A 20,842-nucleotide genomic window follows, 5' to 3' on the forward strand; every position below is an offset into this window, starting at 1 on the left:
TAAAAGGATAAATGATGAAAGGTATTATTCTAGCGGGTGGCTCTGGTACACGACTACATCCGATAACCAAAGGGGTATCGAAACAGTTGTTGCCTATCTACGATAAGCCCATGATCTATTATCCGCTTTCAGTTCTGATGCTTGCTGGTATTCGAGATATTTTGATCATCACAACACCTGATGATATGACCTCATTCCAACGTTTATTAGGTGATGGTTCTGCATTTGGTGTTCATCTTCAATATAAAATTCAGCCATCGCCAGATGGCTTAGCTCAAGCGTTTATTTTGGGTGAAGAATTTATTGGTGATGATCATTGCTGTTTAGTGTTAGGCGATAATATCTACTTTGGTCAAGGATTTAGTCCTAAACTAAAACAAGTTGCTCAACGTGAACGTGGAGCGACAATCTTTGGTTATCAAGTGATGGATCCTGAACGATTTGGTGTTGTTGAATTTGACGATAATTTCAAAGTCTTGTCGATTGAAGAAAAACCGGAACAACCAAAATCTAATTGGGCAGTAACAGGGCTTTATTTCTACGATAACCGTGTGGTTGATTTTGCTAAAAAAGTAAAACCGTCTATTCGTGGTGAATTAGAAATTACGTCGATTAATCAAATGTATCTTGAGTGTGGCGAGCTGAATGTTGAGCTGTTGGGGCGTGGTTTTGCATGGTTAGATACGGGTACTCATGACAGTTTAATTGAGGCCAGCACTTTCGTTCAAACAGTTGAAAAACGCCAAGGATTTAAGGTGGCATGCCTTGAAGAGATTGCTTGGCGTAATGGATGGCTCAATGATGACCAAGTAAGAGAAAGTGCAAAATCACTGTCTAAAACGGGTTATGGTCGCTATCTATTGGATTTATTACATGTCCGTCCTCGCCAATATTAATTATCTTGAGTGGGAAAGTGAATTTTTCTCACTCAAAACAGGGCGCCTTGAGTTTGACGCTCAAGCGCCTGTATTAACAGACAAACAGCTTGATGCATTTGCGCTAGTTCAAGCTAAAGTCGCATCTCATGAGCTTTCACTCATCGATAAACTCAGTCAATTAGGTTTTCAATTTGCGGAAGGTGAGATTGATTTTAAGCTTCCAATTGGCATAGAAAATGCTTGTAAGAAAGCGCCCGAACTATGTTTTAGAAAAGCCAATGATGCGGATATTCATTTACTGATGAAAACGGCATCAGAGGCTTTTGCACAAAGTCGTTTTCGAGCGCCATGGTATCAAGAAGACGATAGTAGTCGCTTTTATGCATTATGGGTGAAAAAAGCGGTATTAGGCACGTTCGATGATCTTTGTTTGTTGACTTATGATAATGAAAACAAGGTAAGTGGTTTTGTCACTTTACGTCGAATATCTGAAAGTGAAGCAAGAGTGGGATTACTTGCCGTAATGCCCAATAGAACAGGACAAGGCATTGGTAAACAACTGATGTCGGCCGCGAAGCTTTGGTGTCAACAGCAAGGTATTTCAACCCTATATGTTGCAACACAAATCAGCAATATTGCTGCTTCGCGTTTATACACACATAGTGGAGGCTTAATAGAGAGCACCACTTATTGGTTATACAGGGGATAATATGATTCCGTTTAATAAACCACCCGTTGTCGGCACCGAATTAGAATACATGAAACAGGCTATGGAAAGTGGCAAGCTTTGTGGTGATGGCAATTTCACAAAAAAATGTGAAAAGTGGTTAGAAGAACAATTTCATTGTCATAAAACGCTGTTAACGCCATCTTGTACAGCATCGCTTGAAATGGCAGCTATCTTATTAGATATCAAACCAGGCGATGAAGTCATTATGCCGAGTTTTACCTTTGTTTCGACCTCTAATGCGTTTGTATTACGTGGAGCAACCATTGTTTTTGTTGATATTCGTCCAGATACTATGAATATCGATGAAACAAAAATAGAAGCAGCAATTACAGATAAAACCCGTGCTATCGTGCCTGTTCATTATGCAGGTGTTGCGTGTGAAATGGACACGATAATGGCGATTGCAAAAAGGCATCATCTATTTGTGATTGAGGATGCTGCACAAGGTGTTATGTCAACTTATAAAGGTAAGGCATTAGGCACTATCGGTCATATTGGTTGCTATAGCTTCCATGAAACCAAAAACTATTCATCGGGTGGTGAAGGTGGTGCAACGCTCATTAACGATCCTGATTTAATCAATCGTGCAGAAGTTATCCGTGAAAAAGGCACTAATCGTAGTCAGTTTTTCCGTGGTCAGGTAGATAAATACACTTGGCGTGATATTGGATCTAGTTACTTAATGTCAGATTTACAAGCTGCTTATTTATGGGCACAGCTTGAAGAAGCTGAAAAGATTAATGAACGCCGCTTAGCATTTTGGCAGATTTACTATGATGCATTGACGCCATTAGCAGAGAAAGGCTTATTAGCGCTTCCAATCGTTCCTGAAGGATTAGAACACAATGCGCATATGTTCTATATCAAACTGAACAATATCGAGCAACGTACGGCGTTTAATGACTATATGAAAGCGCATGGAGTTTTAACTGTCTTCCACTATGTCTCATTGCATACCAGCCCAGCAGGTATGAAATTTGGTCGTTTTGATGGCGAAGACATTTTCACTACACAAGAAAGTGAGCGTTTAGTGCGTTTACCAATGTTCTACAATATGACAGAAGAAGAACAGCAAACCGTTATTAGCCATATTCGCGATTTCTTTGCTTAATTATGTCATTAGCTAAAGCATCAATTTGGACAGCAGGATCAACCCTGATAAAAATCGGGGCTGGTCTGCTTGTCGTTAAGTTACTCGCTGTCTCCTTTGGTCCTTCTGGCGTAGGATTAGCGGGTAATTTTCGCCAATTAATTACCGTACTCGGCGTATTATCTGGTGCGGGGATTTTTAATGGTGTAACGAAGTTAATCGCACAATATCAAGATGATGACAGCCAACGCAAAAATGTGTTGGGCACATCATCATCTATGATCCTGCTGTTTTCCACACTGTTAGCTATTGTCTTTCTTATTTTCTCAGCACCGATAAGCCAAGTGCTATTTGGTGATAATTATCAGCAATATCAAGATATTGTAAGAGCCGTCGCCTTTATTCAAATGGGAATAGCGTATAGCAATTATTTCCTGGCGATATTAAAGGGGTATCGTGATGCGGCTGGTAATGCATTATCAATTATTACCGGTAGTATCATTGGTGTTGTTGCTTATTATTTATGCTATTTATTTGCGGGCTATCACGGTGCGTTGATTGGGCTAGCATTAGTCCCTGCGCTGATCTTATTTCCTGCTACAGTAATAGTATTAAAACGTAAACGATTTGCGTTAAGTGAGCTTAAACCTCGTTGGGATAAGGTAATAGCAAGCCATCTTGGTAAATTTACGATTATGGCGATACTGACATCGATTACGTTGCCAGTCGCTTATATTATGATGCGTAATTTACTTGCTGAGCACTATAGCTGGGATGATGTTGGTATTTGGCAAGGTGTAACTAGCATTTCAGATGCTTACTTACAGTTTATTACAGCCTCTTTTTCTGTTTATTTGTTGCCAACACTTTCTCGATTAACGCAAAAGAGTGACATTACCAAAGAGATCGTGAAATCACTGAAGTTTGTACTTCCTGCGGTTGCCGTTGCCAGTTTTATGGTGTGGTTATTGCGTGATTTTGCGATTTGGTTACTGTTTTCAGATAAATTTGTCGCTATGCGTGATTTATTTGCATGGCAACTTGTCGGTGATGTTTTAAAAGTAGGCGCTTATGTCTTTGGCTATTTGGTCATTGCAAAAGCGGCGTTGCGTTTTTATATTCTCACCGAAGTCAGCCAGTTTGCTTTATTAACACTATTTTCCCGTTGGCTTATTCCTGAATATGGCGCATTGGGTGCTGCTCAAGCCTATATGGCAACCTATATTATTTACTTCCTTCTCTGTAGTTCTGTTTTCGTTATTTATTGCAGGCGCAAATGACAACTTTGATTTACGTACTAGGTTCAGACATTGTGCATCATAACAACACAATGTTACGGTTTTTTAACGACCATCTCGTCACTGAGGCGAGATTAACGTATAAACCTCGTTTTATCGTTGCCAGTAAAGATACTTCACTGCAAGAAAGCTACTCTGCTTTAGACATCGAGTGTTTAGCAGATAAAAAGCAGGTTGCGCAGAGAGTGATTACATTGGCAAAAGCCGATATTCACCAACGATTCCTTTTTTTAGGCCAATTTAATGCGCCTATTTGGCTGGCATTACTGACAGGTAAAATTAAGCGTCATCAGTTTTGGTGGCACATTTGGGGGGCTGATCTGTATCAGGATGCTAAGCAACTCAAATTTAGACTATTTTATCTTCTTCGCAAGTTGGCACAAAAACGGGTAGGGCGAGTATTTGGCACACGAGGTGATCTTAACTATTTCGCGCAGTTTAACGTTAATATTCCAGCAAGTTTGCTTTATTTTCCAACAAGAATGGATCCTGCACTGACGGTGGCAGAAAAGTCACCTATTGATGCACAACAAATCACCATTATTGTGGGAAATTCAGGAGACAGATCAAATCGCCATATTGAAGCATTACAATCAATAGCAGAACAATATGGATCACGTGCAAAAGTGATTATCCCAATGGGATATCCTGAGAATAATCACAACTATATTGACGAAGTTTCTCACGCTGTTAATCAGTTACTTCCTGATAATCAGGTTGAAATTTTACGTGATAAACTGGCATTTGATGATTATTTGGCCTTATTAAAAACATGTGATTTAGGCTATTTTATTTTTCATCGTCAACAAGGTATTGGCACACTTTGCCTGCTTATCCAATTTGCTATTCCTTTTGTTATCAGCCGTCAAAACCCATTTTGGCAGGATTTAACTGAACAGAATGTTCCTGTTTTTTTCTCGGGTGATAAATTAGATATTGCGCTGATTGAAGAGGCTAAACGTCAATTATTGATGCTTGATCGTAAAAATATTGCCTTCTTTGCACCTAATTTTACTGAAGGTTGGAAGCAGTTGATTGAGATAAGTACAGGAGAACCCCAATGACATTGGCGGAACTGGGTGGCTTAACACTCGTTTATTTTATCTCCTTAAGTTTTATTTTATTACTGACTTATCAAGAGTTTCGTCGAGTTCGCTTTAATTTTAATGTTTTTTTCTCAATGCTCTATTTGCTGACATTCTATTTTGGTTTTCCATTGACCTGTATGTTGGTGTTCCAATTTGATGTCGCGGTTGTTTCTGTTGATTCATTATTATACGCATTATTAGCCTCTACCTGCTTCTATGCGATTTATTATGTGACTTATAAGGTTAGGTTGAGAAAGCCCGTTAGTGGCCCTTCTAGGTCGTTATTTACGATGAATAGGGTAGAAACCAATCTTACTTGGATCTTATTGGCATTAATTGCATTTGTGACAGTGGGGATTTTTTTCCTACAAAATGGTTTTTTACTCTTTAAGCTGAAAACATATAGCCAAATTTTTTCGAGCCAAGTATCAGGAGTGGCGCTTAAGCGCTTTTTCTATTTCTTTATTCCCGCCATGCTGGTGGTTTATTTTTTAAAACCGACACAACAGCGTTGGATTTTCTTCTTGTGTGCAACGGTCGGTTTCGGAGTTTTAACTTATATCATTGTGGGTGGAACTCGCGCGAATATCATTATCGCTTTTGCTCTGTTTCTATTTATCGGCATTGTTCGTGGTTGGATAACGTTGTGGATGCTGGTTACTGCAGGGGTGATGAGTATTGTCGGCATGTTCTGGTTGGCATTAAAACGCTATGGACTTGATGTCAGTGGCGCTGAGGCTTTCTATACTTTCTTATACCTAACCCGTGATACGTTCTCCCCTTGGGAAAACTTAGCGTTATTAATTGATAATTATGACAAGATTGAGTTTCAAGGGCTTGCTCCAATTATTCGTGATTTTTATGTTTTTATTCCTTCGTGGGTTTGGCCTGAGCGTCCGGATGTTGTACTCAATTCTGCAAACTACTTTACATGGGAAGTCCTTAATTACCATGCAGGTCTTGCAATTTCACCAACCTTAATTGGTTCTTTGGTGGTGATGGGAGGGGTTGTATTTATCCCATTAGGTGCAATTGTGGTGGGATTAATTATTAAGTGGTTTGATTGGTTGTATCAGCAAGGGTTGAATGAAAGCAATCGTTATAAATCCGCTATTTTACAAGCATTCTGCTTTGGGGCAATTTTTAATATGATTGTTTTAGCACGAGAAGGGGTTGATTCCTTTGTCTCTCGTGTTGTGTTTTTCTGTTTGGTTTTTGGCTTATGTTTGGTTGTTGCAAAACTGCTTTATTGGTTATTTGAAAGTGCGGGATTAGTGCGTAATTACGTGACTCGTCAAATACAAAGTGAACCTCGTTTAGAGAAAAAGGAAAAGTAATGGGATCCAATTCAATTCCGAAGTATTCAATCCGTGGACATAATATCTGGGGATTTCGCGATATGGCTCATTTTCTGGATTATCTTTATGAAGGAACACAAATAAAAAGTGGATCTCTGATTGCCATAAATGCAGAAAAAATCCTTACCGCAGAAACCGATACGGCCTTGAATGAGTTGCTTAACGAAGCCGATTATCTTTATGCGGATGGGATCAGTGTTGTGCGCGGTATTCGCCGTAAATATCCAGATGCACATGTTTCTCGTATTGCCGGTGCTGATCTATGGGAAGCCCTGATGGAAAGAGCGGGTAAAGAAAAAACCCCCGTCTTTCTTGTGGGTGGCAAACCAGAAGTTCTTGCTCAAACAGAAGATAAGCTAAAAGCACAATGGAATGTGAATATTGTGGGGAGTCAAAATGGTTACTTCACTCCCCAAGATAGAGAGGGGTTATTTGAGCGTATAAAGGCCTCTGGTGCGAAGATAGTGACTATTGCTATGGGTTCACCTAAGCAAGAGCTATTTATCCGTGCATGTCGTGAGATTTACCCTGATGCATTATATATGGGCGTGGGGGGGACTTATGACGTATTTACAGGTCATGTTAAGAGAGCTCCTAAAGCATGGCAGAATCTTGGTTTAGAGTGGTTATACCGCCTGTTATCACAACCAAGCCGAATTAAGCGTCAATTTAAGCTGTTAAAGTTTGTTGGGTATTACTATTCCAATAAATTGTAATAAGAATAACATCTTTTTTGCTAGGCGTGGCTGAATCAAGAATTTATTCACGCTTTCACCTAGCATCTTTATTGTTTAATTATTATACTAGCGGGACGTTTAGTGCGTAAAAACGCTCCATTTATCGACGAAATGCACAAAGTATCGTCAAACAAACTTTTTTTTTCAAAAAGCACTAGACAGACAGTGTGTAAATCCGTACTATCCTCTCCCGCAACGGCGTGAAGCGCCCGTAGCTCAGCTGGATAGAGCGCTGCCCTCCGGAGGCAGAGGTCTCAGGTTCGAATCCTGTCGGGCGCGCCATTAAAGCGTGCTAAGAGTTACGGTGAAGAGCGTTGTTGTAAGAAGTAATAAGATAGCTGTTATGGTGGCTATAGCTCAGTTGGTAGAGCCCTGGATTGTGATTCCAGTTGTCGTGGGTTCGAGTCCCATTAGCCACCCCATCTTATCTTAGTTATTGTTTATGCGAGGGTGGCGGAATTGGTAGACGCGCTAGCTTCAGGTGTTAGTGTCTTAACGGACGTGGGGGTTCAAGTCCCCCCCTTCGCACCAATAAACAAGATAAGAGCAGTCATTCAGACGGCGAGTAGCGCAGCCTGGTAGCGCAACTGGTTTGGGACCAGTGGGTCGGAGGTTCGAATCCTCTCTCGCCGACCAATAAGAGAAAGCCCCGATTTTATCGGGGCTTTTTCGTATCTGCGATTTATAATCTTATATTTAAACTAAGTATATTTATTTTTCTATATCCATATCCAATTCTAGCTTCGGCTATCTTTTCTAGTGCTTATTCTTAATTGAGCGTAAACAAGAACGTCACTTTTTATAAGTGATATCTGGTCTTATCACTTAAGGTTTATTAATAATTTAATTTATTACCTTATTTTTATCTTCATAAAAAGAATAGGTAAATTAATAAAAAAATATATTTTAATTATATGAAATATAAGAATTTTATTTTTTGTGTCGGTAAATGCCAACACTTGGTATTTTTAATGTCGCCAATAGGTGACATTTAACATCTTGATTTATTGGTCTTAAATATGTTGTGTGTTTTTCTTGTCGTGAAAAAGAGACGTACGTTTGGCTTTATATTTTCTTTTCTATTTAGCAATCGCTGTGTGAAAGTACAGACAATGTACTTTTTATCATAAAAAAAGAGTGAAACAGAAAAGGGAAACGAAAATTCAATGAGTTATCTTATATTTTTGTAGCAGGTAATTCTTGTTATCAGAAAATAAAAATTGGCACGCTAAATGCATTATTTATATCGTAGATGCTCATTCCACTCCTTATGATAGCATTGGCTTCATAAACCTAGGAATGATGCAGAGCCGATTATTCGGTGCCTACGTCCAGGTTAACGATGAACATCATTCATCATCAACAGGACGAAACGTTGAGTGAGGCACCATCCGTCTGTAGACCTGATTGTATATTTATACGCCTGTATAGTTTTATACAGGCGTTTTTTTATGTGCTTTTTTACACGCTATATATAGCCTATCCGTTTTGTGTTCATCGCGTTATCACGTTATCATCCAGTGCGAGGGTAGATAGGAGATAGCCGTATCATGATAAATAAACAAAAAGCGTACCTTGCACAGGAGAGGCTCTTTCTTATTGAAAAGTTTGGCCCATTATTGTTTTTTTTGCTCCCCTTGATCATGCTGATTATTGGTGGAAAATCATGGGCTAAATATGTGGCTTTTCTTTGCCAGGGGATCGCACTGATTTATATTGTGGTATTTTACCAAGCAAGAAAATATTACTTATCGTTTGTTCAAGAAAACATGAAAGGAATACCCTGTCGTTTTTATCGTATCGCTTGGGTGTATCTGTTTTTAACTTTATGTGTAGAACTTGTGTTGTTATTTCAACATGACTTTTAAATTAAATAAAAAACCCTCACATAAAGAGGGTTTTTAACATTGTGGATCAAATGATATCTATTGTGAGTTTATTGGCTTTTTTTCGGCTCTTCAAAAATGACAGAATCTTTTTTCAGTGTCATTAACAAAGCATCTTTACGTACTTTGGCCGACTCCTCAGATTTTTTCTGTTTATCTAAGACATCAGCAAGCCAGGCAAAGTCATGAACATCAGGACGTTGTTTTAGCGCATTACGAAATGCCGTTTCTGCTTGTGCCCATTGCCCTTGTTGCATGGCAATTTGACCTAATGTGCTATTGAGTAATGGTGTTGGTCCATGTTGTTTAATCAATGTATTAAGCACTTTTAAAATCACGTTAGCGTCTGTATTTTTTAAGCGTGGCAACAGCAAGATCAAACGCTCATCATATTGACGTTTGATCCCTTCTAATATGATCGTTTGAGCCGTAATAGGATCGTTACACTCAATAAGATGTTCAGCCAAAACAACACGTAATGCATTATCATGATGTACTTTACGTGGTTGTGCTTTCCACCAATTTTTTAGCCCATCACAGCCACTTTCGGACATTTTTTGTCCCATAATGCCAATGTAGGCTTTTTGGCGTAATTGTTCTAATTCATCATCCGTATGCAACGCAATTTTTTGCATTGATGGAATGATATCAAGTAATGCTTGCCAAGCAGCGGTTCGGGTATAAGCCGTTTCAGCTAAACGTAAAACCTCAGGATGGCGAGGTGCTTGATTTAATAATTCATCAACCCCAGTACGCGCCGCATGATTTTCATTTTGCGCTAATAAAATACGCACTCGTGTAATATCAACTGGAAGCTGATTGGTATCGGCAAGTTCAGCTGCTCGTTCAAGGTGTTGCTGAACTCGGAATTCATCACCACGCTGTTGTGCTGCTTCTGCTGCTAATAGGTAGTTTACAACGGGTTGTTCCGCATAGTCTGCGTTGCGACTCATCAGTTTTTCAACTTCTTTAAAGTCGCCTTCTGCTAATTTCATTAACGCCATACTGGTTTGTTTACGAGCACGATTACGTTTACGGAAAGAAAACCAGCTGTAGGCTTTTGAGCCTGTGCCAATAAAACGGCGATAACTCCAACCAATTAGCAACAGCGCCAATTGCAGTAAAATAAACATAATGACGAGGCTGGTAACACTGGTTTCAATATCCCAATTATCTGTTTGTATAAGCACGTAGCCTTGATGCCCTGCCAATATTGGGCCAAAGATGATACCCGCAATAAGCACCACAAAAAGGAGCAGTATTTTTAACATAAGCTTATTCTCCTTGTTGTGTTACTGGTGCATCAGCTGCTGCATCTTGTGCACTTTCTGATGTACTCTGTTCAGCTTCTACTACTGCTTGTGCATCTTGAGCTTCAACAGCTTGCGGTTGAGTATACTCATTTTTCGCCAGTAAATTACGGATCTGTTTTTCGACACGTTTTTCTAACAGTACCGGGCTTTTTAATTCAGCAGGCATTGTCAGTGTAATAGGTTGTTTCTCTAATTCAGATACCGTATCTAAAAATGCCGTTGTACTAGGATCCGAGGTATCGAAATAAGCACGAACCCAAGTGGATACTGCTTCAAGTGATTGCTGATAAATCTCAGTTTGATGGCGAGGAACAGCTTGGGAAGCAATTAATAAACGTGAACGAATATTCTCACGTAAATAAATATCTTGGTTTGGTGCTAATAAAGGTACGGCTTCAGTATCTCGACGACGAATAGTAATAAAGTCGTCCATAAAGCTCTTCCAGCTTTTACTGAGGTTTTGCTTCCAATCTGACAGCGAACCAGAAATGGTTTCGTCATCTTTATCCATTGGTGAGCCATTACGCTCGAGATCTGCTAAGCGCAGATTATCAACCTGATTAGCTAATTGATTTATTTGTAAAATAGTACCGTCGTTATCAATTTTGGTTAGTGCGGCTAGATGACTGATATCTTCATTAATAGCACGGCGAATTTCAAGCAAGCTTGGATCATTCATTTCTGCCAAGCTACTATCAGCGCCTTTCAGTAAACTAACGGCTGTCACCACATCTTGGTCATTCCATAATTTACGACCCGCCATTTTCACCATAAAATCGGCTTGTGCCAATAGCCAACTTTTGACATCAGCACTGGAAATCGCAGCAAATCGAGTTTGCAGATCTTGAATTTGATTCTCTGTGGCTTGGCGCTCGTTTTGTAATTTTTCAATAGTTTGTTTTTGTGAGTTAAACAAGCTATCAATATTATCAAAACGTTGTTGATAGGTATTCTGTAACTGCTGTAATTGAGCAAGTTCTGATTTTAGTGATTGATTTTCTAAACTTAGTTTTGAGGCTTGCTGATTGGTGTAATAGTAAAGACCACCACCTATCGCTAAAATAACCAGGATAGCAACAGCACTTCCAATTAGACCTGAGCGCTTATTATTAACAGGTTTGACTTCCTGATAGCGGACAGTCTCATCAGCTTTAGCTGCCTCTTTTGGCAAGTTATTGTCATTCGTATTTTTCTGTTCCGTCATATCGGTGTCTCATTTAGGTTCTATATTAATGCACGAAATAAAGCATCATTATTGGCACTTTCAGCAACGGTGACGGTTTCCCACCCTAATGTTTTTGCTATTGTTGCTAATCGTTCACTCACCACAAGTAAATGGCAGTTTAATAGCCATGCTTTCTTAGGTTCAGCCACCAGATCAAAGAGCTGTTGTAACATTTCACCACTAGTGACAACAAGAGTATCAACCTGTGCTTTTTCCCACTGAAGCGCAAAAGCCTCAGGAGGATAATGAATAAATAGGCGTTGGTAACATTCGCATGTATCAACGATTGCACCTCGTTGACGCAATGTTGTTGCGAGTAAGTCACGACCACTATTACCTCTAAGTAGTAATATTCGCTTATTTTTCACCTGATGAAGAGCAGGAAGCTCAAGAAGATCTTCACTGGTTTCTCCTTGCTCAGGATAGCAAATAGGAAAACTACTTAAATGTTGGAAATCTTTCGCTGTGCTTTTACCTATCCCATAATAGGATAGCGTATCTGGCCATGATTGTTGTAATTGATTTAGTTGCCAGTTTGCGTACGACACCGCATTTTTAGAAAGTAAAAAGACACAATCACCCGCCCTTAAGCTTTTTAGTTTAGCATCTAATAAAGAGAGTTCTCGACCCGCAATAATCTCTATTAAGGGGGCCTGAAACGCTATTTTTCCAGCATCAATTAAACGCTGGGTTAATTCTTTTCCTGCGGGATCAGGGCGTGTGATTAAAATACTCATGCGGGTGCGTTGCCTTGATACACTGCTGTTAAAATGGCTCTGGCACCTTTATCTAAAAGCTCTTCAGCCAGTGAAATACCCGCAGTTTCAGCTTCTTGTGGGGAAACTAAACGCTCACCACGTAAAACAGTTTCGCCATCGGGTGAACCGACTAATGCCCGTAGCCAAATTTTGTCATCTTGCCAAATTGCATAGCTTCCAATCGGCACTTGGCAACCACCTTCAAGGCGCGTATTCATTGCTCGCTCCGCTTTAACACAAATGGCGGTACGAGAATGGTTGAGGGCTTCTAATAATTGGCGAGTTCCATTATCATTTAAACGACATTCAATTCCCACTGCACCTTGTCCAACGGCAGGTAATGACTGCTCTGCGGATAACGGTGTGCGGATACGTTCATTAAGACCAAGACGCTTTAAACCAGCAACAGCAAGAATAATGGCATCGTAATCGCCGTTATCTAATTTCCCTAAGCGAGTACCTACGTTACCTCGTAAATCGCGAATAATCAGATCAGGACGTTGTGCTTTTAACTGACATTGGCGACGTAAGCTCGATGTACCTACAATGCTACCTGCTGGAAGTTGCTCTAACGAATCATAATGATTAGAGACAAAGGCATCTCGAGGATCTTCGCGTTCACAAATTGTTACTAACCCTAGACCTTCAGGAAAATCAATGGGAACATCTTTCATGGAGTGAACGGCAATATCTGCACGAGATTCAAGTAGCGCAAGTTCTAACTCTTTGACAAAGAGTCCTTTACCACCCACTTTAGCCAAAGGTGTATCTAAAATGATGTCACCTTTAGTGACCATCGGTATTAATTCGACGACTAAACCTGGATGAGCAAGTTGTAGTTGTTCTTTCACATAAAGCGCCTGCCACATAGCAAGAGGGCTTTGGCGGGTAGCAATACGGATGGTACTTTTTGACATAATAGTATTATCTCTTCCGAGCGATTAGCGATATTTTTGTTTAGAAATAAGGCATTGTTTTAACACTTTAAAGCTCAATTTTCCAGTTAAGGCACTTTGAGTGGTGATAACAATGAAAGAAATTAGGTATTAATCGAAAAAGAAAAAAAGAAAAAGGAAATAAAAAATAAGCAAAATAGAGATCCATTGTAATGGCTTTATTTATTTTCTAAGATTTATTCTTTTTATATCTATATAAAGAGTGTGGTTATTTACAAATATAAAACATTAACATACGATTGTTAACATTTGTTTGTCAGTAAGTAAGATAAGCATAATGCCTAATCTGAACATATTGATAAAACAACTATTATTTTAAATAATCTTTTTTTAGCAATTATCTCCCGATATATAAAAACACGATAAATTTTAACAAAAATATTATTAAATAAAAGAAAGATGAATAATAAAAATAAAAAAACAAATTGAGTTTTAAATTAAATAATTAATTAATGAATATTGATTAATTATTTAAATATCATTTTTATTAATAATAAAAAATTTTTATTATTTTAAATATAAAAGTAAAAAAACAAAAAAAGATAGAAAAAATAAAACTTATCAATAAGTTATCTTTATTTTCCTTTTTTATCTATTTTTTAAGCTTTGTTAGAATTTATTTTGTGTTTCATCATCGAGTAAGCAGGGGTTTTTGTAGGCTAAATGATGGATTGGAATATTTTTCTTGTCATTTTTTGTACAAATAAAATGATTCATCTATATGATTATAAAGATATTAATCGTAAAGCTTTACACGATTAAGCTCTTAAATATCATTTTTAGATCTTGGTGCTATATTTTGAGTTCCTCTTTACGCCTTGCGCTCAAGGTGTTAAATTGATCACGTTTCCGAGATTTTGTTAGTAAAGTTTTATCTATTAATAATGGAATAACTCAAGCTCGGTCACTTATAAACTCAGATTCTACTATCTTCTTAGTATTGTTCAGGCGAAACTCTTGTATCTTTATATTGAAACACTGAAGCAACGGCTGGATGCGATTAATCAACTCAGACTGGAACGAGCATTTGCATCGATGTGTGATGTTTTTAAACAGGTTTATGGTTTAATTCCTGTTTTATTGCATTACCACCATCCTGAGTTACCCGGCTACCTACAAGGAAATGTTCCTCACGGTACATGTTTCTTTGAACCTGATGACATGCAACGTCAATGGGCCAATAAGCTGGTTAACGCATTATGTGATGAGCCAATGGAAGGGTATGCCAGCGGAGAGTTGCCAATTACGGGCATCTACTCGATGGGGAGTACTTCTTCTATTGGGCAAAGTCACTGCTCCGATATTGATATTTGGGTCTGCCATCAATCATGGCTGGATCAGGGTGAGCGTGCGCTTTTACAACGCAAATGCCAACTGATTGAACTGTGGGCTGGTGAGCTAGGTATTGATGTTACATTTTTTTTAATCGATGAAAATAGATTTCGCCACCATGCAAGCGGTAGCTTAGGTGGAGAAGATTGTGGTTCTACTCAACATATTCTTTTACTTGATGAATTTTACCGTACCGCGGTACGCCTTGCAGGTAAACGCTTGCTATGGACGATGGTGCCAGTAGAAGAAGAACATCATTATGATGAGTACGTTAACTCCCTTTATGCCCAAGGTGTATTAACACCTAATGAGTGGTTAGATTTAGGGGGATTAGGTGAACTTTCAGCCGAAGAGTATTTCGGTGCGAGTTTATGGCAACTTTATAAAAGTGTCGATTCACCTTATAAAGCAGTATTAAAAAGTATTTTATTAGAAGCTTATTCAGCGGATTATCCTAATGGAAAACTGCTAGCATTAGAGATGAAGCAACACCTTCACCGTGGCGAAATTGTCAATTATGGTTTAGATGCTTATTGTATGATGCTTGAGCGTGTTACTCGCTATTTATTATCTATCAATGATTTAACTCGTCTTGATCTTATTCGTCGCTGTTTCTACCTAAAAGTGTGTGAAAAATTATCTAACGAAAAAACACAAAATGAATCCGAAGGTTGGAGACGACAAGTCTTATCGCAATTAGTGACTCAGTGGCAATGGGATAACGAACGTTTAACGATACTCGATACCCGTGATAGTTGGAAAATCGAGCGGGTGCGTGATGCGCATAACGAACTGTTAGATACAATGATGCAAAGCTATCGCAATCTTATTCGCTTTGCGCGTCGTAATAACTTAAGTGTCAGTGCAAGTCCACAGGATATTGGTGTATTAACACGCAAACTTTACGCAGCATTTGAAGCATTGCCTGGTAAAGTCACCCTGGTTAACCCGCAAATATCACCTGATTTATCAGAATCACATTTAACCTTTATCTATGTGCCACAAGGCCGAGCGAATCGTAGTGGATGGTATTTATATAATCGTGCGCCTGATTTTGAAAATATCGTTGGACATCAACCATTAGAATATAACCGCTATTTAAATAAATTAGTCGCGTGGTCTTACTTTAATGGACTGTTAACGAAAGATTCTCGTGTTTATATTCATCAAGGGGGATCCTCTTGTGATGAAATTAAACTGAATGAATTAGTCAGGGATATGTCAAGCCATTTCCCAATTCGTTTACCTGCACCAACGCCAAAAGCATTGTATAGCCCTTGCGAAATCAGGCATCTAGCCATTATTGTCAATTTGGAAACAGATCCAACCGAGCGTTTTTCTGATCAAGTGGTTCACTTTGATTTTAGAAAACTTGATGTTTTTAGTTTTGGTGAAGAAGAGCAGTGTCTTATTGGTAGTATTGATTTGTTATACCGTAATTCATGGAATGAAGTCAGAACTCTTCATTTCAGCGGGACACAATCTATGTTGGAATCGTTAAAAACGATTTTAGGTAAAATGCACCAAGATGCAGCTCCTCCCGCTTCAGTTGAAGTGTTCTGCTATAGTCAACATCTACGAGGTTTAATTCGTACTCGTGTGCAACAGCTAGTATCGGAATGTATTGAACTGCGTTTATCAACGAATCGTTTAGAACCGGGTCGGTTTAAAGCGTTACGTATTGCGGGGCAAACGTGGGGATTGTTTTTTGAACGTCTCAATGTGTCGGTACAAAAATTAGAAAATGCCATCGAGTTTTATGGTGCAATTTCTTATAACAAGCTTCATGGATTGCCTGTTAAGCTGGACAAAGATGCTCGTTATTTACCTGCAGTCATTGATGGCTTTGCGTGTGAAGGGATTATCCAATTTTTCTTTGAAACAACAGAAGATAATAATGTCTTTAATATCTATATATTAGATGAAGCAAATCGCGTCGAAATTTATTCCCATTGTGAAGGAAGTAAAGAAGAGTTAGTGAAAGATGTTAGCCGTTTTTACTCTTCATCTCATGATCGATTCACATATGGTTCAAGCTTTATTAATTTTAACTTGCCACAGTTTTATCAAATTGTGAAAGTGGAAGGATCAACACAAGTGTTGCCTTTTGCAGGAGGATCTTTTGGTAAACTGACCGATCTGGGTAATAAAGAAGTACAACCTGAGATGAGTTTAGTTGCGCATGGATTTACAGATTATAAAGCTGTACAACATTCTTAATTAAGTACAAGCCAATAAACCCCAAATGGGAGCCATAAAAAGCTCCCATTATGATGATTAATCGTTTTTCTCAAAAAGAAAACGCATCACCACTTTGTTCTGTTATTGCTTGTGCCAGCATGGTTAAAAATTCACCGCTACTTCTATCACAAATCCATTGATCATCTTTCCAATCAAAGTGATAACCACCAGAGCGTGTCGCTAACCAAATTTGATGAAACGCTTCCTGACGATTAATAATAATTTTGCTATTATTTTCAAAGGTTAAGGTCATTACACCACCATTGATTTCACAATCAATATCTGCATCACCTTCATAATTATCAATAGATTGTTCAATTTCTGACAAGAGTTCATCAGCTAATTGGTGAAATTCACTGTCGTTCATCTTCATTTCCTATTTGCTTTTCGAGATCTAACTGCGATTATAGAGGATATTAACCAAATAATTGATAGGCAGATTTCGAATGAAAACGTATTTACGTTGCACTCTTGCTATAATAACACTGATTTCTCTTTCGGGTTGTGGCTTGAAAGGCCCTCTTTATTTCCCTCCTGAAGATACTCAGGCAAAAATGACCCAGTCATCCCAGCCAACCCAGCAAGTTGAGGGCGCCTCAACTCAGACCAATTAGTCAATCTTAGAAACGGTAATTTCGTTTCAGGCAGGGGCAAAATGCAATTTTCAAAAATGCATGGTCTTGGCAACGACTTTATGGTGGTCGATGCTGTGACCCAAAATGTTTATTTTTCACCAGAATTAATATGTCGATTAGCGAATCGCCACACTGGTGTTGGATTTGATCAATTATTGGTGGTTGAAGCACCTTATGATCCTGAACTTGATTTTCATTATCGCATTTTTAATGCGGATGGAAGTGAAGTTGCACAATGTGGGAATGGTGCGCGTTGTTTTGCTCGATTTGTGAGACTAAAAGGACTTACAAATAAAAGAGAGATAAAAGTCAGTACGCAGTCCGGCAGAATGACCTTACATGTTATGGATAATGACGATGTGTGTGTCAACATGGGCGAACCTGAATTTGATCCTCAAAAAATCCCTTTCCGTGCACAAAAAATGGAAAAGACCTATATTATCAGGACAATGGAACGGACTGTTTTATGCGGTGTAGTTTCAATGGGAAATCCTCATTGTGTTATTCAAGTTGAAGACATTCAAACAGCCGAAGTTGAATTATTAGGACCCGTGTTAGAGCAACATGAACGTTTCCCTGAACGTGCTAATATTGGTTTTATGCAAATCGTAGATAGAAATAACCTTCATTTGCGTGTGTTTGAGCGTGGAGCAGGTGAAACAAATGCCTGTGGTAGCGGGGCTTGTGCCGCTGTTGCGATCGGTATTGCTCAAGGTTTATTAGATAAACGAGTGAAAGTCACGTTACCAGGAGGATCGCTATTTATCGAATGGAAAGGAGCGGGTAACCCTCTTTATATGACAGGGCCTGCGACACATATTTATGATGGGATCATCCAGCTATAATTTTATTTTTTGAGAGGCTATCTGTATGACGGATAAAAATGAGCAGTTCTGTTGTCCTGAAACAAACGAACTTAATGATCAACAAGTGGTTCGTTACCTCACAGAGCATCCTGGTTTTTTTATCCGTAATGCAAGCTACATTGAGCAAATGAAAGTTCCTCATCCCATAAGAGGAACAGTCTCATTAGTTGAGTGGATAATGTCACGCCAACGTAATCGTATTCACTATCTTGAAGAAGATATGCGTTTACTGATAGAGCAAGCTTCAGAAAATGAATCGCTGTTTAGTCAGCTGTTATTATTAATTACTGAATTATCCCGTAGTGATTCCCTCAATGAAATGCTAGAGCGTTTAAACCTCTGGGCTAAAGGGTTGGGGTTGTATTCTGTTCAATTACGTCTATTTACTGATCGCTGGCAATTACAACCGCCTTTAGACGCCCAAGCACTTGCACTTTCTCGTCAAACCTTTGAACATTTCCGTATTCAGCGTATGGGGGATGATAATCACTACTTAGGCACGCTAAATGGGCAAGAGATCATGTTGTTGATGCCTAATGTACGACATTCAGGCTCTGTTGCACTCTCATTATTAGGCCATTACGGTGATTTAGGGGTGATTATTTTTAATAGCCGAGATAATCAACATTTTCAGGAAGGAATGGGAACCGTCATGTTGGATAAATTAGCCCATATCTTACCGGAATTATTAACACGTTGGGTGGCAAGACAATGAGCCAACCAAGTGATCTTCCAGAAACACTCACCACGGTTATCGAGCAATTTCTGCGTTACATTCAAGTTGAACGCAGATTAAGTCCTGTAACGGTAGAAAATTACCATCGCCAATTGATGGCCTTAGTGCGAATGATGGTCGAGATAAAAATAACGCAATGGCGATCACTTGAAAGCCAACATGTACGTATGTTATTGGCAAAAAGTCATCGAAGCGGGTTACAGCCGACCAGCTTGGCTTTGCGCTTTTCTGCGTTACGTAGCTTTCTTGATTGGCAAGTAGCACAAGGTATGCTGGATGTTAATTCAGCGAAAGGTATTCGCACACCTAAATCAGGTCGTCATCTTCCTAAAAATATGGATGTAGATGAAGTAAACCAATTAATGAATATCGATTTAAACGATCCCCTTTCTGTCAGAGATAGAACCATGCTAGAGGTTATGTATGGTGCGGGTTTGCGTTTATCTGAGCTGACCAATCTCAATATTAACGATATTGATCTGAATGAAGGTGAAGTTCGTGTATTAGGTAAAGGAAGTAAAGAGCGTAAAGTTCCTCTAGGAAGAAAAGCGATAGAATGGCTACAAAATTGGTTTCCGATGCGAGAACTTTATGCACCAGAAGATAAGGCTGTTTTTATCTCAACTCAAAGTGGTAAGCGTTTATCCGTGCGCAGTGTACAAAAACGTTTTGAACTTTGGGGGGTAAAGCAAGGACTAAATAGCCATGTGAATCCTCATAAATTACGCCACTCGTTTGCTACGCATTTACTGGAATCCAGTGGTGATTTACGTGCCGTACAAGAGTTATTAGGGCACGCTAATTTATCGACTACCCAAGTCTATACCCACTTAGATTTTCAGCATTTAGCGAAAGTCTATGATGCTGCTCATCCGAGAGCTAAGAGAGAAAAATCATAATGCGCTTTTACAGAACTCTGACGCCAATTGCAGCGATGACTTTTGATTTAGATGACACGCTGTATGACAATGTGCCCGTGATGGACAGAACGGAAAAAGAGACACTGGCTTTTATTCGTCAATATGATCTGCGTTTTAATCATTTCACAAAAGAAGATGTGAATGCCTATAAAAAGCCACTTATAGAAAATAATCCAGAGATATTTCACGATATTACACAGTGGCGTTGGCTTGCTGCTAGAAATATGTTGTTAGATTACAACTACAGTGAAGCTAAAGCAAAGCAAGGTGCAGATGAAATTATGGCGCACTTTGCTTATTGGCGTAGTCGTATTAACGTGCCTCAAAATACACATCAAGTCCTCACTCAATTAGCAGAAAAAATTCCTTTAATCGCCATTACAAATGGTAATGCAAACCCGCTAAGTTGTGGTTTAGGGCAGTATTTCTCACATATTTTAAAAGCTGGCCCTGATGGTCGCTCTAAGCCTTATTCTGATATGTTTGATAAAGCGGCAACGCTTTTAAAAGTACCTCATAAACAAATTTTACATGTGGGTGATCATCTTGTGACGGATGTTGAGGGTGCTATTAATAGTGGATTACAAGCTTGCTGGATTAACCTTGATAACCGTAGTTTGTTTGAAGAAGGTGAAACTCGCGTGATGCCACATATTGAAATTACAGATTTAAGTAAACTGATAGAATTGGTTTAACGTAATATTAGGTCAAAATGGCAGAGATAAACGCAATTGAAAAAGGCTTTACTTTGCATCACGGATGAAATCCTGTTAGTTTGTTGCTTATTGACTATTT

At 38.9% G+C, this 20,842-nt stretch carries 19 protein-coding genes and 4 tRNA genes; 18 read left to right on the top strand and 5 right to left on the bottom strand.

What is annotated here, in order from left to right:
* Positions 1-14: 14 nt before the first annotated feature.
* The 12 genes from rfbA (at position 15) to GWJ05_RS00480 (ending at position 9,047) form a co-directional block, all read left to right on the top strand.
* Positions 15-896, top strand: a complete 882-nt coding sequence (rfbA, locus tag GWJ05_RS00425) for a glucose-1-phosphate thymidylyltransferase RfbA (protein WP_036939585.1) — start codon at positions 15-17, stop codon at positions 894-896.
* A complete protein-coding gene (gene rffC / locus GWJ05_RS00430; RefSeq protein ID WP_036939583.1) occupies positions 874-1,587 on the top strand; it encodes a dTDP-4-amino-4,6-dideoxy-D-galactose acyltransferase in 714 nt (237 codons plus the stop codon). The genes rfbA and rffC overlap by 23 nt, the downstream gene beginning before the upstream one ends.
* 1 nt (position 1,588) lies before the next feature.
* Entirely contained in the window at positions 1,589-2,719 is a 1,131-nt protein-coding gene (rffA, locus tag GWJ05_RS00435) for a dTDP-4-amino-4,6-dideoxygalactose transaminase (RefSeq protein ID WP_036939580.1), read from the top strand.
* Between the two features lie 2 nt (positions 2,720-2,721).
* Positions 2,722-3,978, top strand: a complete 1,257-nt coding sequence (wzxE, locus tag GWJ05_RS00440) for a lipid III flippase WzxE (RefSeq protein ID WP_036939578.1) — start codon at positions 2,722-2,724, stop codon at positions 3,976-3,978.
* Entirely contained in the window at positions 3,975-5,060 is a 1,086-nt protein-coding gene (locus GWJ05_RS00445; protein ID WP_036939575.1) for a TDP-N-acetylfucosamine:lipid II N-acetylfucosaminyltransferase, read from the top strand. Before wzxE ends, GWJ05_RS00445 begins: the two co-directional genes overlap by 4 nt.
* The gene (gene wzyE / locus GWJ05_RS00450) at positions 5,057-6,421 is read left to right on the top strand and encodes an ECA oligosaccharide polymerase (protein ID WP_036939573.1); all 1,365 of its coding nucleotides are present in this window, start codon (positions 5,057-5,059) and stop codon (positions 6,419-6,421) included. Before GWJ05_RS00445 ends, wzyE begins: the two co-directional genes overlap by 4 nt.
* Positions 6,421-7,158: a lipopolysaccharide N-acetylmannosaminouronosyltransferase gene (gene wecG / locus GWJ05_RS00455; RefSeq protein ID WP_036939570.1), complete on the top strand. Its 738-nt coding sequence runs from the start codon at positions 6,421-6,423 to the stop codon at positions 7,156-7,158. Before wzyE ends, wecG begins: the two co-directional genes overlap by 1 nt.
* Before the next feature lie 226 nt (positions 7,159-7,384).
* Positions 7,385-7,461: transfer RNA gene (locus tag GWJ05_RS00460), tRNA-Arg, on the top strand.
* 64 nt (positions 7,462-7,525) lie between these two features.
* Positions 7,526-7,601: transfer RNA gene (locus GWJ05_RS00465), tRNA-His, on the top strand.
* Between the two features lie 22 nt (positions 7,602-7,623).
* A tRNA-Leu gene (locus GWJ05_RS00470) sits at positions 7,624-7,710 on the top strand.
* 28 nt (positions 7,711-7,738) lie between these two features.
* Positions 7,739-7,815, top strand: a tRNA-Pro gene (locus GWJ05_RS00475).
* A gap of 914 nt (positions 7,816-8,729) precedes the next feature.
* A complete protein-coding gene (locus GWJ05_RS00480; RefSeq protein ID WP_036939567.1) occupies positions 8,730-9,047 on the top strand; it encodes a hypothetical protein in 318 nt (105 codons plus the stop codon).
* A gap of 68 nt (positions 9,048-9,115) precedes the next feature.
* Here GWJ05_RS00480 and hemY read toward each other — a convergent pair whose 3' ends face one another.
* From hemY to hemC, 4 genes are read right to left on the bottom strand one after another with little or no spacing between them, the layout of a single operon-like run.
* Positions 9,116-10,336, bottom strand: coding sequence for a protoheme IX biogenesis protein HemY (gene hemY, locus GWJ05_RS00485; protein WP_036939563.1), 1,221 nt, complete (start codon positions 10,334-10,336; stop codon positions 9,116-9,118).
* Between the two features lie 4 nt (positions 10,337-10,340).
* On the bottom strand, positions 10,341-11,582 hold the full coding sequence (hemX, locus tag GWJ05_RS00490) for a uroporphyrinogen-III C-methyltransferase (RefSeq protein ID WP_161680873.1): 1,242 nt from the start codon (positions 11,580-11,582) through the stop codon (positions 10,341-10,343).
* Between the two features lie 20 nt (positions 11,583-11,602).
* Positions 11,603-12,340, bottom strand: a complete 738-nt coding sequence (gene hemD / locus GWJ05_RS00495; protein WP_161680875.1) for a uroporphyrinogen-III synthase — start codon at positions 12,338-12,340, stop codon at positions 11,603-11,605.
* Positions 12,337-13,278 carry a hydroxymethylbilane synthase gene (gene hemC, locus GWJ05_RS00500; protein WP_036939554.1) on the bottom strand — a complete coding sequence of 314 codons (942 nt, stop codon included), beginning with the start codon at positions 13,276-13,278 and terminating at the stop codon, positions 12,337-12,339. The genes hemD and hemC overlap by 4 nt, the downstream gene beginning before the upstream one ends.
* 996 nt (positions 13,279-14,274) lie before the next feature.
* On the opposite strand from hemC, the gene GWJ05_RS00505 reads away from it, so the two are divergent.
* Positions 14,275-16,869 carry a class I adenylate cyclase gene (locus tag GWJ05_RS00505; protein WP_036939552.1) on the top strand — a complete coding sequence of 865 codons (2,595 nt, stop codon included), beginning with the start codon at positions 14,275-14,277 and terminating at the stop codon, positions 16,867-16,869.
* Positions 16,870-16,939: 70 nt separating this feature from the next.
* On the opposite strand, the gene cyaY is transcribed toward GWJ05_RS00505, so the two are convergent.
* Positions 16,940-17,257: an iron donor protein CyaY gene (cyaY, locus tag GWJ05_RS00510; RefSeq protein ID WP_036939547.1), complete on the bottom strand. Its 318-nt coding sequence runs from the start codon at positions 17,255-17,257 to the stop codon at positions 16,940-16,942.
* 79 nt (positions 17,258-17,336) lie between these two features.
* Here cyaY and lptM point away from each other — a divergent pair, with 79 nt between their 5' ends.
* Genes lptM through yigB form a run of 5 tightly spaced genes read left to right on the top strand, consistent with a single transcriptional unit; the run spans position 17,337 to position 20,742 of the window.
* Positions 17,337-17,504, top strand: a complete 168-nt coding sequence (lptM, locus tag GWJ05_RS00515; RefSeq protein ID WP_036939545.1) for an LPS translocon maturation chaperone LptM — start codon at positions 17,337-17,339, stop codon at positions 17,502-17,504.
* A 41-nt stretch (positions 17,505-17,545) separates the two neighbouring features.
* Positions 17,546-18,370, top strand: coding sequence for a diaminopimelate epimerase (dapF, locus tag GWJ05_RS00520; protein WP_036939542.1), 825 nt, complete (start codon positions 17,546-17,548; stop codon positions 18,368-18,370).
* A 25-nt stretch (positions 18,371-18,395) separates the two neighbouring features.
* Entirely contained in the window at positions 18,396-19,106 is a 711-nt protein-coding gene (locus tag GWJ05_RS00525) for a DUF484 domain-containing protein (protein ID WP_036939539.1), read from the top strand.
* Entirely contained in the window at positions 19,103-20,026 is a 924-nt protein-coding gene (xerC, locus tag GWJ05_RS00530; protein ID WP_115370518.1) for a tyrosine recombinase XerC, read from the top strand. The genes GWJ05_RS00525 and xerC overlap by 4 nt, the downstream gene beginning before the upstream one ends.
* A complete protein-coding gene (gene yigB / locus GWJ05_RS00535) occupies positions 20,026-20,742 on the top strand; it encodes a 5-amino-6-(5-phospho-D-ribitylamino)uracil phosphatase YigB (protein ID WP_087803780.1) in 717 nt (238 codons plus the stop codon). The genes xerC and yigB overlap by 1 nt, the downstream gene beginning before the upstream one ends.
* The last annotated feature ends 100 nt before the right edge of the window (positions 20,743-20,842 follow it).

Source organism: Proteus sp. G2626, assembly GCF_009915985.1.
In the GTDB taxonomy this organism is placed as follows: Bacteria; Pseudomonadota; Gammaproteobacteria; order Enterobacterales; family Enterobacteriaceae; genus Proteus; species Proteus vulgaris.

Coding starts and splice junctions, on each gene's coding strand:
- rfbA (WP_036939585.1), top strand. CDS start 15: ATGAAAGGTATTATTCTAGCGGGTGGCTCTGGTACACGACTACATCCG.
- rffC (WP_036939583.1), top strand. CDS start 874: ATGTCCGTCCTCGCCAATATTAATTATCTTGAGTGGGAAAGTGAATTT.
- rffA (WP_036939580.1), top strand. CDS start 1,589: ATGATTCCGTTTAATAAACCACCCGTTGTCGGCACCGAATTAGAATAC.
- wzxE (WP_036939578.1), top strand. CDS start 2,722: ATGTCATTAGCTAAAGCATCAATTTGGACAGCAGGATCAACCCTGATA.
- GWJ05_RS00445 (WP_036939575.1), top strand. CDS start 3,975: ATGACAACTTTGATTTACGTACTAGGTTCAGACATTGTGCATCATAAC.
- wzyE (WP_036939573.1), top strand. CDS start 5,057: ATGACATTGGCGGAACTGGGTGGCTTAACACTCGTTTATTTTATCTCC.
- wecG (WP_036939570.1), top strand. CDS start 6,421: ATGGGATCCAATTCAATTCCGAAGTATTCAATCCGTGGACATAATATC.
- GWJ05_RS00480 (WP_036939567.1), top strand. CDS start 8,730: ATGATAAATAAACAAAAAGCGTACCTTGCACAGGAGAGGCTCTTTCTT.
- hemY (WP_036939563.1), bottom strand. CDS start 10,336: ATGTTAAAAATACTGCTCCTTTTTGTGGTGCTTATTGCGGGTATCATC.
- hemX (WP_161680873.1), bottom strand. CDS start 11,582: ATGACGGAACAGAAAAATACGAATGACAATAACTTGCCAAAAGAGGCA.
- hemD (WP_161680875.1), bottom strand. CDS start 12,340: ATGAGTATTTTAATCACACGCCCTGATCCCGCAGGAAAAGAATTAACC.
- hemC (WP_036939554.1), bottom strand. CDS start 13,278: ATGTCAAAAAGTACCATCCGTATTGCTACCCGCCAAAGCCCTCTTGCT.
- cyaY (WP_036939547.1), bottom strand. CDS start 17,257: ATGAACGACAGTGAATTTCACCAATTAGCTGATGAACTCTTGTCAGAA.
- lptM (WP_036939545.1), top strand. CDS start 17,337: ATGAAAACGTATTTACGTTGCACTCTTGCTATAATAACACTGATTTCT.
- dapF (WP_036939542.1), top strand. CDS start 17,546: ATGCAATTTTCAAAAATGCATGGTCTTGGCAACGACTTTATGGTGGTC.
- GWJ05_RS00525 (WP_036939539.1), top strand. CDS start 18,396: ATGACGGATAAAAATGAGCAGTTCTGTTGTCCTGAAACAAACGAACTT.
- xerC (WP_115370518.1), top strand. CDS start 19,103: ATGAGCCAACCAAGTGATCTTCCAGAAACACTCACCACGGTTATCGAG.
- yigB (WP_087803780.1), top strand. CDS start 20,026: ATGCGCTTTTACAGAACTCTGACGCCAATTGCAGCGATGACTTTTGAT.